Annotated in this window: 14 protein-coding genes; 7 read left to right on the forward strand and 7 right to left on the reverse strand. The window is 53.6% G+C overall.

What is annotated here, in order from left to right; genetic code table 11:
- Positions 1-21: 21 nt before the first annotated feature.
- Positions 22-450, forward strand: a complete 429-nt coding sequence (locus tag ACT3RU_RS14455) for a hypothetical protein (RefSeq protein ID WP_192526698.1) — start codon at positions 22-24, stop codon at positions 448-450.
- Here the strand turns inward: ACT3RU_RS14455 and ACT3RU_RS14460 are convergent.
- Positions 447-2798, reverse strand: coding sequence for a mechanosensitive ion channel family protein (locus ACT3RU_RS14460; protein ID WP_192526697.1), 2352 nt, complete (start codon positions 2796-2798; stop codon positions 447-449). The two genes, ACT3RU_RS14455 and ACT3RU_RS14460, sit on opposite strands and share 4 nt — an antisense overlap.
- 129 nt (positions 2799-2927) lie before the next feature.
- Between ACT3RU_RS14460 and ACT3RU_RS14465 the strand changes: the two genes are divergently transcribed.
- The gene (locus ACT3RU_RS14465; protein ID WP_483392760.1) at positions 2928-3932 is read left to right on the forward strand and encodes an amidoligase family protein; all 1005 of its coding nucleotides are present in this window, start codon (positions 2928-2930) and stop codon (positions 3930-3932) included.
- A 57-nt stretch (positions 3933-3989) separates the two neighbouring features.
- A complete protein-coding gene (locus ACT3RU_RS14470; RefSeq protein WP_087108347.1) occupies positions 3990-4673 on the forward strand; it encodes a gamma-glutamyl-gamma-aminobutyrate hydrolase family protein in 684 nt (227 codons plus the stop codon).
- Here ACT3RU_RS14470 and tpx read toward each other — a convergent pair.
- Positions 4663-5166: a thiol peroxidase gene (gene tpx, locus ACT3RU_RS14475; RefSeq protein ID WP_192526696.1), complete on the reverse strand. Its 504-nt coding sequence runs from the start codon at positions 5164-5166 to the stop codon at positions 4663-4665. The two genes, ACT3RU_RS14470 and tpx, sit on opposite strands and share 11 nt — an antisense overlap.
- 167 nt (positions 5167-5333) lie before the next feature.
- Between tpx and ACT3RU_RS14480 the strand changes: the two genes are divergently transcribed.
- Positions 5334-6050 carry a glutamine amidotransferase gene (locus tag ACT3RU_RS14480; protein ID WP_483392761.1) on the forward strand — a complete coding sequence of 239 codons (717 nt, stop codon included), beginning with the start codon at positions 5334-5336 and terminating at the stop codon, positions 6048-6050.
- A 34-nt stretch (positions 6051-6084) separates the two neighbouring features.
- Here the strand turns inward: ACT3RU_RS14480 and nfi are convergent, their stop codons facing one another.
- Both nfi and ACT3RU_RS14490 read right to left on the reverse strand, forming a co-directional pair.
- Positions 6085-6795 (reverse strand): deoxyribonuclease V, encoded by a 711-nt coding sequence (nfi, locus tag ACT3RU_RS14485; RefSeq protein ID WP_483392762.1) that lies wholly within the window; start codon positions 6793-6795, stop codon positions 6085-6087.
- 124 nt (positions 6796-6919) lie between these two features.
- Positions 6920-8644 carry a DEAD/DEAH box helicase gene (locus ACT3RU_RS14490; RefSeq protein WP_087108337.1) on the reverse strand — a complete coding sequence of 575 codons (1725 nt, stop codon included), beginning with the start codon at positions 8642-8644 and terminating at the stop codon, positions 6920-6922.
- 541 nt (positions 8645-9185) lie between these two features.
- Here ACT3RU_RS14490 and ACT3RU_RS14495 point away from each other — a divergent pair.
- Positions 9186-9383: a CsbD family protein gene (locus ACT3RU_RS14495; RefSeq protein WP_483392763.1), complete on the forward strand. Its 198-nt coding sequence runs from the start codon at positions 9186-9188 to the stop codon at positions 9381-9383.
- Positions 9384-9506: 123 nt separating this feature from the next.
- A complete protein-coding gene (locus tag ACT3RU_RS14500) occupies positions 9507-9989 on the forward strand; it encodes a PRC-barrel domain-containing protein (protein WP_087108333.1) in 483 nt (160 codons plus the stop codon).
- Between the two features lie 90 nt (positions 9990-10079).
- Here the strand turns inward: ACT3RU_RS14500 and ACT3RU_RS14505 are convergent, their stop codons facing one another.
- Positions 10080-11081, reverse strand: coding sequence for a glutathione S-transferase family protein (locus tag ACT3RU_RS14505; RefSeq protein WP_483392764.1), 1002 nt, complete (start codon positions 11079-11081; stop codon positions 10080-10082).
- 84 nt (positions 11082-11165) lie between these two features.
- Positions 11166-12086, reverse strand: coding sequence for a LysR family transcriptional regulator (locus ACT3RU_RS14510; protein ID WP_483392765.1), 921 nt, complete (start codon positions 12084-12086; stop codon positions 11166-11168).
- Between the two features lie 722 nt (positions 12087-12808).
- Between ACT3RU_RS14510 and ACT3RU_RS14515 the strand changes: the two genes are divergently transcribed.
- Positions 12809-14479 (forward strand): peptidoglycan DD-metalloendopeptidase family protein, encoded by a 1671-nt coding sequence (locus tag ACT3RU_RS14515; protein ID WP_483392766.1) that lies wholly within the window; start codon positions 12809-12811, stop codon positions 14477-14479.
- 131 nt (positions 14480-14610) lie between these two features.
- On the opposite strand, the gene ACT3RU_RS14520 is transcribed toward ACT3RU_RS14515, so the two are convergent.
- On the reverse strand, positions 14611-16248 hold the full coding sequence (locus ACT3RU_RS14520; protein WP_483392767.1) for a L,D-transpeptidase family protein: 1638 nt from the start codon (positions 16246-16248) through the stop codon (positions 14611-14613).
- Positions 16249-16335 lie beyond the last annotated feature (87 nt).

The following is a 16335-nucleotide window of genomic DNA, read 5'->3' on the forward strand; positions in this document are numbered from 1 at the left end:
CCCTAAAAGAACAATGCACCTATGCGGGATTTGTACCAACGCCTTAACGTTCCACCCCAAGCAAACGATGAAGAGCTACAGCAAGCCGTTGCTCGCTGCCCCAACAGCGCTTTGCGCCAGGATGCTGAAGCTGCATTCGCCGTCGCCAAGCGGCGTGCAGACTACGATAAGCTGCACGCCACGCTGAGCGACATTGGGAAGCTGCGTACTCAGCTTGGGCTAACCCACGGCGCCCATTGGCAGGATGATGTTGCCAACGACTTTTCAGTACCGCCTGACGAGATAGTTTCCCGTCACGATAAATTGGTCGACCGCGTCAGCCACGTCGTAAAACTCTACAACCGCTGGCGTGGCTTGCGCGGCGCTTGGCTACTCATTGCGATTTTCACCATCGGTACAGGCCTGGGGATTGCGCTGGGACTTACCTTGAGCCAGACGATTGCGGCTTAAGGTGAGCCGCGATACGTCCCCCCCTCATCACGCTCTATCTCTGCTTGAGTAGGCTGCGGGGCGGGCTTGGGCGGTGCAGGCTTTTTATTGGCCTCGTGCTCACCCGTTGTGGCTTCCCCATTATCAAGCGATAGGTCGGTGCCTCCGGTCGGCTCCATATGGTCTTCTGAGCGCGCTTCCATGCTGACACTTAGACGCGGCACACCCAGATCGATGGACTGCGCTTCCATCCTCTGTTTAAGCAGTAGATTAAAGGCCCGCGAAACATCCCATTGCATTTCAGGAGCGGTCCGAAAGCGCATGCGCAAGATAGGGCAGCCCTCTTCAAATCCCTGAACCCCCTGCATTTCAAGCGGCGACCAGATGTAATGACGCATCATCGGGTCATTGCGCAGCTCCTGGGCGGTTTCCTGCATTAGCGTAATGGCATCATCAATTTTCATATCATAGGGAATGCGTATCCGCATTAGCGCAATACCAAACTGACGCGACATATTGTGGATCGATTCAATACGACTGAAGGTAATAATATGTACCACGCCATCCAGGTCGCGTAACCGCACGGTACGCAGAGTCAGCCCTTCTACCGTCCCCATATGGGTATTGATGCGCACAAAATCATCCACCGCCAACGAATCTTCAATCAGAATAAAGATGCCGGTAATCAAATCCTGAACCAACGTCTGTGCGCCAAAACCTATCGCCAAGCCGATCACACCGGCACCCGCCAGCAGCGGTGTAACGTTCACCCCCAGGTTAGCCAGCCCGACAATAAACGCGATAATTAAAATGGCGACAAAGATCACGTTACGGATCATCGGCGTGATGGTTTGCGCCCGCGCCTGGTTAACCCGCCGACCGCGAGCGCGGCCCGAGGAAGTCAGCGCCCGCTGAATGGCCGTGTCGGCAAATATCCACACCAGCCATGCCAACAAAATTGTCGCCCCTAGGCTAACCAGCGCTTGGCCGATACGCGTACTGGCCACCGCTTCTTGGCCTAGCCCAAACAACGATCCTCCCCATACTTGCATGGAGAGTTCAGCAAATACCATCCATGAACAGATATGCGCCAACACAAACCCAAAGCGCTCGAGGCGTTTTCGGTACTGGCTAAAGCGCCGACGACGACGCTTACTCAAGCGCTCGGATTGACGGCGTATCAACCCGGTAATCACCAGGGTAAGTACCAGCAAGCTCGCAGAAATTATCGAACGTGCCAGAGCGGTCCCGACATCGCCCACGGTGATAAAAATAGCCAATAACGAGCCACCCACCAGTAGCAGTGCCGGGATATGCCATAAGCCACCCAAGGTACGAACCATCTCAACGGCCGTGCTGGCCTCCCGGCGCTGCTTATAGGGCCGGTTACAAATGAGATGGCGTACTGGCTGCTTGAACTTGATAATAAAGCGCGCAGCCAGCAGCGCGGCCAGCATATTGGACAGCATCGAAACAAGGCCTGAGAGCTCGGTACCCAGTAGATCCACCAGGCGCGCTGAATTTACCGCGTCGCCCAAAGCGATCAACGCCCCGATCACAAACAGCCCACGCAGTGCCTGCTGCTGCAACAGTTGCACAGCGGTAAAGCGGTGCCCTCGGCTAAAGAAGGCAATGACGGTCTCGAAAACTACCGATAACGCACGACCAAACAGGCAGACATACGCAATGACCAACACCACCGTGCGCCCGGGGCTGTAGGGCAGCAGTTGGGCAATGCCCAAGATAATCGCAAAGGCCAGTGCCCAAGGCAGCATGCGGCGTAGAAAATGCGCTGCCAGCAGCCACGCCTTGGGGTCACGGGGCAAATCCAGGGGCCATTCTCGGCGCGTCGCAACCAAGCGGCCAAAGGCAATCATCAGTACCAGCAGCGTGATCCAGATAATCCCCATCACTGCGCCGTCAACAACCTCACGGATCACCTGCCCGCGATCCATGCCAGCATTTAAAGCACGCAGATCAGCGGCCCCTTGCACCAGTTGCCGTGACCACTCATCAATCGGTGAGTTGCCTGACTGGGCCTGCTCGCCGAGATCCGTTAGCGTGTCGGCAAGCGCGCCCAGCAGCCCTTGGCGTACGATGCCCTCCTCTTGAGTAGCATCCGCTGTTACCTGTAGCTTGCGCAGCGAGTTAAGTAGCGCCGTACGCTGCTCTTCATTGTCGAGCATGGTGATAACATCATTCAGCGAGCGTTGGAATTCATCACTGCTGACCTCTTCTTCCTGGTTCGGCTCATTTCCACTTAAACCGGAAAGCGAGACGACCTGGGCCTGAACCTGAGCCGCCATTACGCTGACCAGTACCGTTAACGCAATGTAGATGGCCGTGTTAATTATCCAGTGCTGTCGCACGCCATGCTCCTAAAATGGATTCAAAAATGACACCGCGCCTACTCCTTCTCGCCTCCCGGAATCCGCTCAGCCTACCTGCGCGACTATGATAGGCTGATAGTCTAAACGTTCACCTCACAGGATGCCGAGATGACGCTGCAAGCTCCCCCGAACCGGTTAAATAGCGACGGTAAGGTACGCCGTGTGGGCATTGAGATCGAATTTGCCGGCTTGCCACCCCACGACACTGCATTAGTGGTCCGCGATCTGTTTAAAGGTGAGCTTAACGTGGTAAGCCCCCACCGGCTACTGGTTGAGGGAACCCGCTGGGGTGTATTTGGCATTGAGCTTGATACCCAGTATGCCCACCCCGATCAGGCATTGCTTGAAGAGCAGGCCAACCAGGATAGCGAATGGGAGCGGCATCGGCACCAGCGCCGTCTGGAATTTCACCAAAAGACCCGCGAATTTATTGGCGACATGGTAACAGGCCTGGTGCCCACCGAGCTTATTTGTCCGCCGGTGCCGTGGAATGAACTTGAAGAGCTGGATACTATTTTTCAAGCATTACGCGACCAGGGTGCAAAAGGCACTGATGCTAGCCTGCTGTATGGTTTTGGTTTACACCTTAATTTGGAGGTAGCGCGCCTGGACGTTGACTACCTGCTGGCGATGCTGCGTGCTTATCTCTTGCTGGCCCATTGGCTTCGCGATGAGATCAAAGTGAATATCACCCGTGAAGTGTTGCCCCATGCTAATCCTTTCCCCAAGGAGTACGCCTTAAAGGTGCTGGATAGTCGCTACCAGCCAGACCTTGCATCGTTTATTAACGATTACCTGCACTATAACGCCACGCGAAATCGTGAGTTTGATCTACTGCCGTTATTTGCGTATCTGTGTCCAGAGCATCCTCACGCGCTGCTGCATACCAAACTTATAAAGCCGCGCCCCACGTTTCATTACCGCTTGCCCAATGCACAGCTCTCTCAGCCAGAGTGGGGGGCGGTAGTGGAATGGAATCGCTGGGTTGAAGTGGAAAAACTCGCGGCGGACACTCGGCTTCTTCAAGCACGCTGTGATGAATATATAGCCAAGCAAAATCGACCGTTCATGATGCGCTTAAAAGACAAACTGAAAACATGGATGCGCCGTTAAGGCAGCGCTCCATGTCAGCAGCACGGCTATTTTGACGACTCAAGAGAACTTATCTGAATGCAACGGCCGCTTATTGGAATTACCACCTCGGATTATAAAAGCCACCTTGCCTGGTGGTTTGACTGGTTTGCCGTATGGCGGCATGGCGGAAAACCCTTACGGCTATCCCCTTCCCGCCCGTTGCCAGCTTATCTGGATGGGTTAATTATTGGCGGTGGCGATGATATTCAGGCGACCCTCTACGGCGGTGAGCTCCAGCTGGATGTACGCCTTGACCCAGCACGCGACGCTCTGGAACTTGCCTTACTTGAACGATTCATTCCCTTAAACACACCCGTTTTGGGTATTTGCCGAGGTGCCCAATTAATCAACGTACATTTAGGCGGCACGCTGGACCCCGATATTTACACCACCCACGAAGGCTTAAAACGTCGACGCACGGTACTTCCCCGTAAGACGGTCGATATTGTGGGTGCAAGCCAACTGTATCAATTACTCGGCGTCACCTGGTGCCGGGTAAATAGCCTTCATCATCAGGCCGTTAACCAAGCGGGCCAAGGGATAGAGATTGTCGCGCGTGACCGTGACGGTCTGGTGCAAGGCATCGAATCGCGCGAACATGATTTTTTAATCGGGGTTCAATGGCATCCCGAATGGCTGATATTTAACCGACCCCAGCAACGCCTGATTAGTGCGCTGCTGGAGGCCGCTAAACGTTGTCAGCAGTCAGCTACGCCGTAAGTACGGCCAGTGCCGCATCGTAGTTCGGTTCATTTTTAATTTCGCTGACCAGCTCGCTATGCAGTACGCGATTATCGATATCCAGCACCACCACAGCACGTGCACATAAGCCCTCCATAGGGTTATTACGCAGCGCGACACCCCAGGCCTCTAAAAACTCGGGATGGCGGAAGGTGGAAAGCGTTTTAACGTTATCCAACCCTTCCGCACCGCAAAATCGCTGAGCGGCAAAGGGCAGATCAGCCGACACCGCCAACACCACGGTATCGTCCAAATTAGAGGCAAGCTCATTAAAACGCCGTGTCGACATGGCACAGGTCGGCGTGTCGACGCTGGGAATAATATTGAGGACTTTCCGCTTGCCTGCGTAGGTGTCCAGCGTTACGTCTTGAAGATTGCCATCGGTTAATACCATCTCTGGCGCGGCTTGACCGACGGAAGGTATTACCCCGGCCACATCCATCGGTTCACCGGCACGCGTCACGTGTTGCATTGTCATCTCCTTATTAAAGCCTAATGAACAGGATCGCTCATTATTGGCGTTACACACTGAATGGCGGTTGCATCCTATTCGCCCTATCGCATAATGACATGCTTTATCCCCTTGGTGCTCGCATCAGCAGTTTGCGTACCAGGCTGCCTTTTTTCACAGGAATCAATATGGCCTCTGTCGTCATTATTAAAACCGGCGATGCATTTTCTGATGTTGTCGAACAGCACGGTGATTTTGAAACCCTCTTTGAGCAACAGCTAAACGATACGCTGCCTGAGCATTTAACACTTCGCGTATGGGACGCCCGAAAGGAGTCTGCGCCGCTACCGCTAAAAGCGCTGGCAGGCATTCTCATTACTGGCTCGCACAGCATGGTGAGCCACAAAGAGCCCTGGAGCGAACGCTTAAAACCCTGGCTACAGGAGGCGCTTCAAGCGGACATTCCCATGTTAGGAGTTTGCTACGGCCATCAGTTAATGACAGCGGCTTTTGGAGGCGTAAGCGACTTCCACCCCAAGGGGCGTGAGCTGGGTACGCATAGCGTTACGCTGACGGATGCGGGCCTTCAAGACCCCCTGTTTAGCCAGCTACCTGCACACTTCATGGCCCACCTGACCCATGCGCAGTCTGTGTTAACGCCGCCTTCCAATACCCAGGTATTGGCCTGTAATTCCCACGATGCGCACCAGGCACTGCGTTACGGGCCGCGCCAGTGGAGCGTGCAGTTTCATCCTGAATTCACCATACCTGTCATGCGCGCTTATATAGCGCATCAGCGCGAAGTGCTGCTTGACCAGCAACAAGACGCAGAGGCAATTGCCGCTCAGGTGGTTGAAACGCAGGAGGCTACAAGCTTACTCAAGCGCTTTATCACGCTTTTATAAAACGCTCATCACGTGGTCACGTGAGCCAGGCATTTTAAAACAGCGAATTCTGGGGCTTTTTGACATGTTGGTCGCGCCTTGAAGCCAACCTGTCGGCCAAGCGGGTAGGCTCTGGCAGCTTGGTACGTCCCAGGCAACGCATTACCCAATCAAGCGATGTTTCAAGACTAATTCGGTGGCCAGGCGAGACAAATACCGGCTTCACCTTGTCACGCGAGCGCAGTACGGCACCAATCGTCTCGCTACCGGCTCGCAGCGGCACCCAGTCCCCACGTGTCTCGCCTACCTCATCGTGCTTGCCGTAAAGGCGTGACTTGGCAACGCCGATGGTGGGCAGGTCTAGCCATAGCCCTAAGTGCGCAGCGATCCCGAGCCTTCTGGGGTGGGCGATCCCTTGGCCATCCACCATGATTAATTCGGGCAGTATATTGAGCCGTTCAAAGGCGCCCAGTGCCGCAGGTATTTCGCGAAAAGAGAGCAGCCCTGGGATATACGGCATTCGCGTCGGCTCACGATGAACAACTTGCTCAACAAGCATTAAGTCAGGTGCTGTTTGTGGGTCCCACTTGAGCACCACCACGGCTGCCCGCGTCGTATCTCCGTTGTCTTCAAAGCCAATATCCATCCCGGCGATGTGCGTTACCGGAGCAATACGGTCATCAGACTCTAACCGTGTAGCAAGCTTTTTCTGAAGCGCAATAGCCTCTTTAGGCGCCAGGTTCCATTCATGCAAGGCTGCTTTCACTGTCGACTCCCTGTCGCTTTTTTGGCGTGTCATCTTTTAGCGTAGCAAAAAAATGCCCCCGCACCGGAAACCGGTACGAGGGCATTTTAGGCGCGGTTAATACCGCTATCGCATGCTTAAGCGATTACGCTTCGCGGCGACGGATCGGCGCATCACCATCATCACGACGACGGCGCGGCGCACGCTCAGGCGCGCTGTCTTCACTGATTTCCAACGGACGACCGGCTACGCGAGCACGGGCCATCTTGGTCAGGATAGTGGAAGGCAGACCACTGGGTAGCTCAACCACGGAAAAGGCGTTACGGATATCGATACGGCCGATACGTGCACCTTCAATGCCGCCTTCATTCGCCAGTGCGCCAACCAGTTGGCCTGGCTTAACGCCGTCTTTATGGCCAACAGATACGCGATAGCGGGTCATGCCTTCGCTAGGTGCGCGAGGACGCTCACCACGTTCGCCACGCTCACGGCGAGCACCTGGCTTGGCGCTGCCACCTTCACGCGGTGCACGCTCTTTACGCGGCGCTTGCAAGCGGCCAATCGGCGCTTCATCAGCACGTGCCATGGCAGCAAAGGCGCAGGCCAGCTGAATAGCGTCGTGACCTTCTTCTACCAGGCGCTCTACCAGTGCCTGCTGCTCTTCTGCGCCTTTGGTAAGCGCTGCCACCACACGGTGGTGGAAAACTTCGTCACGGTGAGCGCGAATAGCAGCTTCGTCAGGCAGCGGCATTTCGGTCATTTTCTGACCGGTTGCCTGCTCCATCCAGCCTACTTTACGACCTTCACGGAAACCGGCAAAGGTAATCGCGATGCCGCTACGACCAGCACGACCAGTACGGCCGATACGGTGCGTATACGCTTCTGCATCTTGCGGAAGATCGTAGTTGATAACGTGCGTAATGCGCGGCACGTCAAGACCACGGGCAGCAACGTCAGTCGCAATCAGTACGTCGACCTTGCTACGCTTCAGGCGAGTAATCGTACGCTCGCGCAGGCTTTGGTCCAGGTCACCGGACAGGCCAGCGGCGTTGACGCCACGAGCCGTCAGTTGCTCAACCAGGGTAGTACAAGCGGCGCGAGTACGTACGAAGACAATAGCGGCATCGACCGGCTCGACTTCAAGAATACGTGCCAGCGCTTCAAGCTTGGCACCGCCGTCTACGCGTACAATGCGCTGCTCAATGTTTTCGCCAGTGGTCGTGCGCGACTCAATCGCCACTTTTACCGGGTCAACCAGGTAGCGGTTAACAATGCGCTCAATTTCAGTCGGCAGTGTGGCCGAGAAAAACACACGCTGTGCATCTTTCGGGGTATCGGCGACCACGCGTTTAACGTCGTCGATAAAGCCCATGCGCAGCATTTCATCAGCTTCGTCTAACACGAGTGCTGACAGGCCGTCCAACTTCAAGCTGCCGCGATCCAGGTGATCAATAATACGGCCGGGGGTGCCAACGATAACCTGGGCACCGCGCTTCAGCGCGCCTAACTGCTCACGGTACTCTTGGCCACCACACAGGATTGCCACTTCAAGGCCCTGCAGGTTTTGACCATACTTACTAAATGAGGCTGCCACCTGCTGAGCAAGCTCGCGGGTTGGGGCCATGACTAATACTTGGGGTACACGACGTTGAAGTTCCAGTCGTGACAATAACGGTAAAGCAAATGCTGCGGTTTTACCGGTACCCGTTTGTGCTTGGCCCAGCATATCGCGACCTTCCAGCAACGCAGGAATAGTTTGCGCCTGGATAGGTGAAGGGGTTACATAGCCCTGTGCTTCAACAGCAGACAGAACGGCAGGCAATAGAGCCAGATCGCCGAAGCTCGGCGAGGCGACAGAAGTCGAGGTCATTAATCACACCTTGGTAGGCCGGCAGTACCGGCAAAAGAGCATCGTAAGCGTCTCTGACTCTGACATCGACGCGCGCTAAAAGGCAGCATCGAAAAACAGGTTCCGTCAATAAGCGGATAATGTCATCAGTGGAGTCGGAGACGCCGGTCGCACCTGGCATACGGCTGGCAAACCTATATATTTTCAAATCTATATAAAGGGCCAACCGCTGTGGCGACCTTCTGCGCCGATTTCACCCGTTTGGTGAAATGCTGGAGGCGCGCCATCTTCACAGCAATGAACATCTGCAATTATAGAGATGTTCCAGCAAGCCTTGCTACGCATCAAATATAAAAACTACGTAGACATCGCTTATCGTCGTGATGGAGGGGTCAACACATGCGAGGAGCGCGCATCCTAACACCTCAAATAATGAATGACCAGCCTTTTTACTTCACCTTCTTTTACTTCACCCAAAACAAACACCTTCACTTGCACTTGTGTAAACATCGTCTAACTTAATTAGATGCCTCAACACGTTCAGCAATTCAAGGAGTGATGTATGAACTGGGATCAAATTGAAGGCAAGTGGACGGAAATGAAAGGTAAAGCACGCACTAGCTGGGGCGACTTTACCGATGATGAGCTTGATCAGATTGGTGGCAGGAAAGATCAGCTAGTGGGCAAGCTTCAGAAAAAATATGGTCTGACGCGTGAAGAAGCTGAAAGACGTGCTGATGATTGGGCCAACACGCTATAACCCGTCAGCGTCATAAGCCTACTCGCTTCTATTTTAGTCAAACGTTGCAAGTTATTGGTGACGAGCAATGAATGGGCAGCCAATTGTTGACCATTCTGTACTTTAGCCACATGGAGAGAAGCTATGCGTAAGACAATGTTAACCACCGCTATCGGTACCGCCCTGCTAGGCAGCCTGGCCTTCGGAGTGCAAGCGTCAGAAGAGCCCCAAGGCATGTACTCCGCTAAAGATATTCTTGACGCTGACGTCTACTTCAACAATGGATCCGGCGATGAGATCGGTGAAGTCGATAATATTCTGTTCGATGAAGAGATGCGTATTAATGCGCTGGTCATTGAGAGTGGCGCCGTATTAGGCCTTGGTGGTCGTGAGATCGTTGTAGGCACTGATTACTTCTCGCTTGAAACTCACACTGAGAGCGACGGGGATACCGAGCACCGCATTATTCTTGATGCAACCCCCGAAGAAGTTGAAGAATTTCCTGCCTACAACCATGACTGGTGGGAACAAACCAAAGTAAATGCGCGCGATGCTTGGGAAACTACACGCGATGGCGCACAAAGCGCTTGGCAATCAACACGTGAAGCCATATCAGATCACGATTAACACCGCTAATCATCAAGCTAACGTAATAACAGAAGACCGCCTTTTCGGCGGTCTTCTGGTTTGCAACGGCGGCTGTGCTGAACAAGCTGCCTAAGCGCTCTGCTTAGAACGTACCCCACGTCCCGGCAAGCGCTCTCGATCATGGGGGCGTTCAAAATCAAGCAGCGGCCCAGCGGGTACAATGCGTGTTGGGTTAATCGTATCGTGGCTATAGTAGTAGTGACGTTTTATATGATCCATATCAACCGTTTCAGCCACCCCCGGCCACTGGTAGATCTCACGCACATAGTTGGACAAGTTGGGAAAGTCTTCAATACGCTTAAAATTGCATTTGAAGTGGCCGTAATACACGGCATCAAAACGAATCAGCGTCGTAAACAGGCGGATATCCGCTTCTGTTAGCCACTCCCCCGCCAAGTAACGCTGGTTACCCAAGCGTTTTTCCACACGCTCTAGTGCTTCAAATAGCGCGTGAACATGCTTTTCATACACAGCCTGCTCGGTGGCAAAACCGGTCTTGTAGACGCCATTGTTAATATGGTCATAGACATCGGCATTCACTTGATCGATCTGTTCGCGCAAATCCTCCGGATAAAAATCCAAGTGGTTGCCAGTAAGATCATCAAACGCGACATTCAATATACGTAACAAGTCGGCCGACTCATTATTAACGATGGCACTTCGCTTTTTATCCCAGAGCACCGGGACCGTTACCCGACCGGTATAGGTGGGATTGGTCATGGTGTATAGCTGATAGTGGTAATCAACGCCGTTAACGGCGTCACCGCTTGAGCCTTCATTCTGCTCATAGGTCCACCCCTTATTTAACATCAAAGGGCTCACATGTGACTCGCCTATCAACGACTCCAGCCCTTTTAGCTTACGCATTATGAGGATGCGGTGCGCCCAAGGGCAGGCTAACGAAACGTATAGATGGTAGCGGTCCTTTTCAGCGGGATAGCAGGCCCCGTCAGTTTCCGGTTGATCGCCGACCCAATCACGCAGCTGAGCAGACTCACGCACAAATTCACCGCCGCTCTTTTTCGTGTCGTACCACTGGTCGTGCCATTCACCATTAACAAGCAAGCCCATAAGGCATCTCCTAAAGGGGGTAATAAGTATCTGACGACGCTACCTTCAGCATACCCCCGGTGCACAGATGCTCAAGCGGATGTTTTACGGTGTTTCATTCGAGATAATCGAACCATGAGAATAGAGTTCGTTGACCGCCTGCTTTAACGCAGTAGCCATGGCATGAGCGGCAGGCCCCGCACGATCACGATCCCGAAAAATCATCTGAACAGGTACTTCACGTATACCACCCGCCGGAAGCGGTAGCGGCTTTAACTCGCCACGCGCTAGCTCTTCTGTAATATGGGATTCAGGCATCCAAGCGAACCCCAGGCCACGCTTTAACATATCCAGAGAGGTGTTCAAATGACCTACCGTCCAACGCTGCTCGGCCTTTAACCACCCTGCATCCAAAGGCTGACGCAAGGCTGAGTCACGAACCACCAACTGGCGATGCTGCGCCAGATCGCGGAGGTCCAGTGATCGCCCCAACTGGTGTAGGGCATGATCCGGATGGGCAACCGCAATAAAGCGAACGAGCACCAGAGGCTCGCCTAAAAAACCCTGCGCCGATATACCCGAAACCACGAGGTCTGCACGGCCGTCATAGAGCATTTCAATTCCACCGTGGAGCACGCTCTCATGTAGCTGCACGCGTACTTGTGGGTACTCTTCCGAGAAGCGCTCTAGCGCCTTCGCCTGGACCGCCGCAGGGAATATCTGCTCGATTGCCACGATAATTTCAGCTTCCAAGCCTGCCGCCAGCCTTGACGCCACATCTTCTAAAGAGGCTGCGCTTTCTACCAATTGACGTGCGCGACGCAGCAGTAATTCACCGGCTTCCGTCAAGCGAACCTGACGCCCAACCGGCTCAAGCACCTGAACACCTAACTGCTCTTCCAGCTTATGAACGGCATGGTTCAACGTAGAGGGGCTTTTATGGATCGCTTCCGCTGCACGCGCAAATCCTCCATGGTCTACCACGGCTGCCAGCATTTGCCATTGCGCAAGTGTTACCCGGGACATTTCGATTTCCTCGATGCTATACAGCGATACAATCCGCTTAATCTTCGAAAAAATCTCACTAGAATGCCAGTAATCAATAAAAAGTACCGCTTATTCAGCGCTTATTTGCGCCATCCGGCACAATACAGCCTCCTCGGACCAGCAACGCCAAGCGCAGCTATGCGAATCCATCAGCCTGTCAGCTGTTGCCTAACCACGTTAAAAACACTCAAAAAATCTGCAATTAACCTTTTGTTACAAAAAAAAACATCAAGATCAACCCCGGCTTAAGTCTGACAGACAGCATCCATGGCTAACGGTATTATCCTCGCCTAACTCAAAAACTCTTAACTAACATTAATAAAAATTTAAGCACTTGTTTTTAAACAATAATAACAACAACTCCTATTAGATCTTACTTACTCGACCCTCCCAGCCTCTATAAATCCTTTACACTACTCCCTACCTGTCTATGGTTAGGTTAATAATTCTCATGTTTTTCAGGTCTGAAGCATGCGATGCGCAGAGCTAGCCGACTTGCTTTATTCAAGCTTTTATTTACCTTTGTTAGCAAACAGTGTTCACAAACAGTAATATCTGCCATTTACTTATGCTCATATAGCAAAAGTATCTTTTATGTACAGATATACAGTCTATGCACCTTTTGCTCCATGGGGTATGGTTCCGGGGTTTGTTTACTTTCATATTCGTTTTCGATCACGAACTCGGCGGTCTATTTACCCATGTTGCGAATCCTTCATTCGCTGCCCCGCACGCATAAGTTGTTACTGTTACCTGTGGCTACAATGGTCACTGTGCTGGGCGCACAAAAATTAATTACAACGTATCACGATTTAAACCAACCCCATACACCGCTTGAAAGCGTGTTAGTACCGCTTCCCAGCGATTCAGCGCCAGGTCTTCCTTCCCTTGGTCAGGAACGAACGCCGGTTGCTGATGCCATCAATCGCGCCTCAAGGGCCATTGATGCCACCCGCGAACATATCCCCCTTAGCGATTTAGCGGCAACAGAAATCGTTGATCTTGATCTTATCTCCAGTGCGGATGCGGCGGTAGCAGAACACCAGCCCCCCAGTGCATTACTCACCCACAGTGCAATCGATAACGGCGCGCTGCATATGGCGGTTGTCGTAGGCACACTTTCAAGCGGCATGCTCGATATCGATCCGTCGTCCTCTGTCGAAATCGCAGATGCTACTTCTTATGAAGATTACGGCATTGATCTGTTCGATGACGTCTCTTTTCTTGAGCTGGAACTGGCTGCTGAAGAGCCCTATGTCCCCGAATGGAAAACCCACCTTGTTGAGCCAGGTGAAACCTTTGCCGTTCTGGCACAAGATGAGCTGGGACTAGGCTATAGCGAAGTACTGGCACTGCTGGATGACATGCCAGAATCTCGAATGCTGACAAACTGGCGTGCAGGCCACAGCTTCGACTACCAGCTAGACGAGGACGGCCGCCTGCTCGCGCTTCGCATGATGAAAAACATGCGCGACGGGGTATTAATAGAAAGCGACACTGACAATTTCGCCATTACGTCTATTGAGCGACAGGGTGAGCCGGTTCAACGCCTTTTTGCGGGTAGTGTTAGCGGTAGTTTCGCCCGCTCAGCTCAAGCAACAGGTTTGAGCAGTAGCTCGGTTACCGAGCTTACTCACTTGCTAGAGAAGAAACTTGATTTCCGCCGGGACAGTCGCCGTGGCGACCAATTCCAGGTGCTGGTTGAGTCCGACATGATTGATGGAGAAACGCTGGGCTCCCGCGTACTAGCAGTAAAGTATGCCGGAGAGCGCATGGACCTCACTGTCGTACGTAATGCCACCGATAATAACTTCTATACCCCCGAAGGCAATAGTCTGGACCCCTCTTTCGCCCGCTACCCCTTTGACGGCAGTTATCGCCTTAGCTCCAACTTCAACCCGCGCCGCAAACATCCGGTAACAGGCCGGATTAGCCCGCACAATGGCACTGATTTTGCGATGCCTATTGGCACACCGGTGACTGCCCCCGCCAATGGCCGTGTTGAGAAAATTGCCAACCACCCAGCCGCAGGCCGCTATATTATTATCCGCCATGACAATGGTTATCGTACGCGCTATCTGCACTTGTCCCGGCAGTTGGTAAGCCAGGGCCAGCGCGTCGCCATGGGCGAGCGCATCGCGCTTTCGGGTAACACTGGCCGCAGTACGGGCCCTCACCTGCATTACGAGGTCATCGTTAATAACTCACCCGTTAATGCAATGACGATAGACCTGCCTGAAAACATGGGCTTAAACGGCGACACACTGATTGCCTTCCAACGCCAGGCCGAACCGATGCTTGCTGCACTTGAAAGTGGCGAAACCGGCACGATTAGCGTGGCGGGCTACCAGTCAGAGAGCGATACTGAGTAATCCAGGTTTTTGTGATCCAAGCTGTAACACCCTATAACAATGCCGCCCCCAGGGGGCGGCATTGTCGTTTTTATACCCTGAACGGTAGCCACGCACCTTGCGCTATCTACACGCTGGCCTGCCCTCTACGTTCATACAGAACGCTGGAGCGCTGCCAATAGTGACGCATCGCGCCGGTAGATATCCGTGCGAAACTCCACTTCCCCTTGGGCATTGGGCCATGCGGTCAAGTAATGTAGCGCGACAGGAATGCGCTGAGGCAAGTTCACATTACGGTCGCTGCCACCGCTATTTAATAGCGTGCTGAGCTGATAACGACTGCCACTGTCTTGCAAAAGCATTTGGGCAAATTCGCGCACCCCTTCCACGCGTACACAGCCAGAACTCAATGCCCGCTGATCACGCTGGAAAAGCCCCTGTGCTGGCGTGTCGTGCAAATAGATCATGTCATTATTGGGAAAACGCACCACCACTCGACCCAAAGGGTTACTGTTACCCGCTACCTGGCGCAACATAACGCCCCCTGGGCGTTGCCAATCAACCTCGGCGGGGTCTAGCTGCGCACCGGACATATTGATCACCTGCATATTATGCTGGGCTAAATAGTCGGTGTTCTGACGTATACGGGGCAGAACATCTTCACGCAGGATAGTAGGCGGAATCGTCCAGCTGGGATTGATCGTTAGGTGGCTGATGGATGAGTGAATAATAGGCGTTTCACGGCGCGGCGACCCAACGACCACCCGAGCATTCCACTGCTGGCCGTTTGGCCGAATATAGTGCAACTGGTAGCCTGCGATATCCACCCAGGCCCGCGGCTCGCTAGACTGCTGGGGGCTTATCCAGCGAGCACGCTCCAGATTAACCCGCAACTGATCAACACGTGAGGCGGCAGGTGCATTAAGCGCCAGACGAGTACGATCGCCGACGACGCCATCGGCGGTTAATTGATGGCGCCTCTGAAAGCGTTTTACGGCCATTTCGAGTTCAGTATCAAAGGTGCGTCTATCGCCTGGCGCCTGAACGCCAATCATGGGATAGGCGCTGCTGTCTGCCGAGACCAGGCCATCTTCTCCCCACATCGCCAAACGTTGGCGCAGCAGGATAACGTCATCATCCCTATCACCCGGACGCAGCGAGACTTCGCGCGACGGCAAATACGGGGTGCTGCCTAGCGTGGCCATCTGACGATAGCGACTGAGCGCCTCTCGCAACTGCTGATACTCACTTGAGGCCGGGCGAGCCAGTTCAAAGGCGCGCTCCAACGCCTGGTCATCAACGGCCTGAGCAACGCGAGCCAGCGAGTAGCGACGCTCAGGGCGTGGGGCATCCCAATTCGGCTCAACGTCACGCGGGTTGACCTTGCCACGCTCCAAGTGATCGAGCGCCAACAACAGCGACGACGTTGCCTGAATATCAAACGCGGCCTGAGCGGACTCTCCAGCGTTCTGGCTACTCTGGAAAGCGCTCAACAATCTATCGGCACGGTAGTCACTAGGGGTCAAACCATCACTTTCAAGCAGGTTAAGCGCATTGGCTAACGCCTCAACCGATGAAGCCTCGCGCCAAGCTAGCTGCTCATTACGCAATTGATAAAATTCACGGATCGGCAGCGACGCCTGATCTTCAGCCGCCAAGCGCTGTATAAGTGCCTGTTTAAGCGGCTCAGAGGCCGCATACGCCGGTGTTACACCGAAGGGGATATGGGACAGTGCTAGACCTAGAGCGGCCCCTATCGCCCATTGTCTTAGTGACTGCATCTCGTTCATCACCCTCTCCTTGCGTTACTATGAATTCCCATTCGCGGCATGCTTACTTTCATCATAGCCGTTTACTGTTTTTCGTCGTCGCTCTTG

The organism is Halomonas sp. TP35 (assembly GCF_052375975.1).
GTDB lineage: Bacteria > Pseudomonadota > Gammaproteobacteria > Pseudomonadales > Halomonadaceae > Vreelandella > Vreelandella citrativorans.

Coding starts and splice junctions, on each gene's coding strand:
- ACT3RU_RS14470 (WP_087108347.1), top strand. CDS start 3,990: ATGCAACGGCCGCTTATTGGAATTACCACCTCGGATTATAAAAGCCAC.
- ACT3RU_RS14480 (WP_483392761.1), top strand. CDS start 5,334: ATGGCCTCTGTCGTCATTATTAAAACCGGCGATGCATTTTCTGATGTT.
- ACT3RU_RS14490 (WP_087108337.1), bottom strand. CDS start 8,644: ATGACCTCGACTTCTGTCGCCTCGCCGAGCTTCGGCGATCTGGCTCTA.
- ACT3RU_RS14505 (WP_483392764.1), bottom strand. CDS start 11,081: ATGGGCTTGCTTGTTAATGGTGAATGGCACGACCAGTGGTACGACACG.
- ACT3RU_RS14495 (WP_483392763.1), top strand. CDS start 9,186: ATGAACTGGGATCAAATTGAAGGCAAGTGGACGGAAATGAAAGGTAAA.
- ACT3RU_RS14465 (WP_483392760.1), top strand. CDS start 2,928: ATGACGCTGCAAGCTCCCCCGAACCGGTTAAATAGCGACGGTAAGGTA.
- ACT3RU_RS14455 (WP_192526698.1), top strand. CDS start 22: ATGCGGGATTTGTACCAACGCCTTAACGTTCCACCCCAAGCAAACGAT.
- ACT3RU_RS14500 (WP_087108333.1), top strand. CDS start 9,507: ATGCGTAAGACAATGTTAACCACCGCTATCGGTACCGCCCTGCTAGGC.
- ACT3RU_RS14520 (WP_483392767.1), bottom strand. CDS start 16,248: ATGAACGAGATGCAGTCACTAAGACAATGGGCGATAGGGGCCGCTCTA.
- ACT3RU_RS14515 (WP_483392766.1), top strand. CDS start 12,809: ATGTTGCGAATCCTTCATTCGCTGCCCCGCACGCATAAGTTGTTACTG.
- tpx (WP_192526696.1), bottom strand. CDS start 5,166: ATGCAACACGTGACGCGTGCCGGTGAACCGATGGATGTGGCCGGGGTA.
- ACT3RU_RS14510 (WP_483392765.1), bottom strand. CDS start 12,086: ATGTCCCGGGTAACACTTGCGCAATGGCAAATGCTGGCAGCCGTGGTA.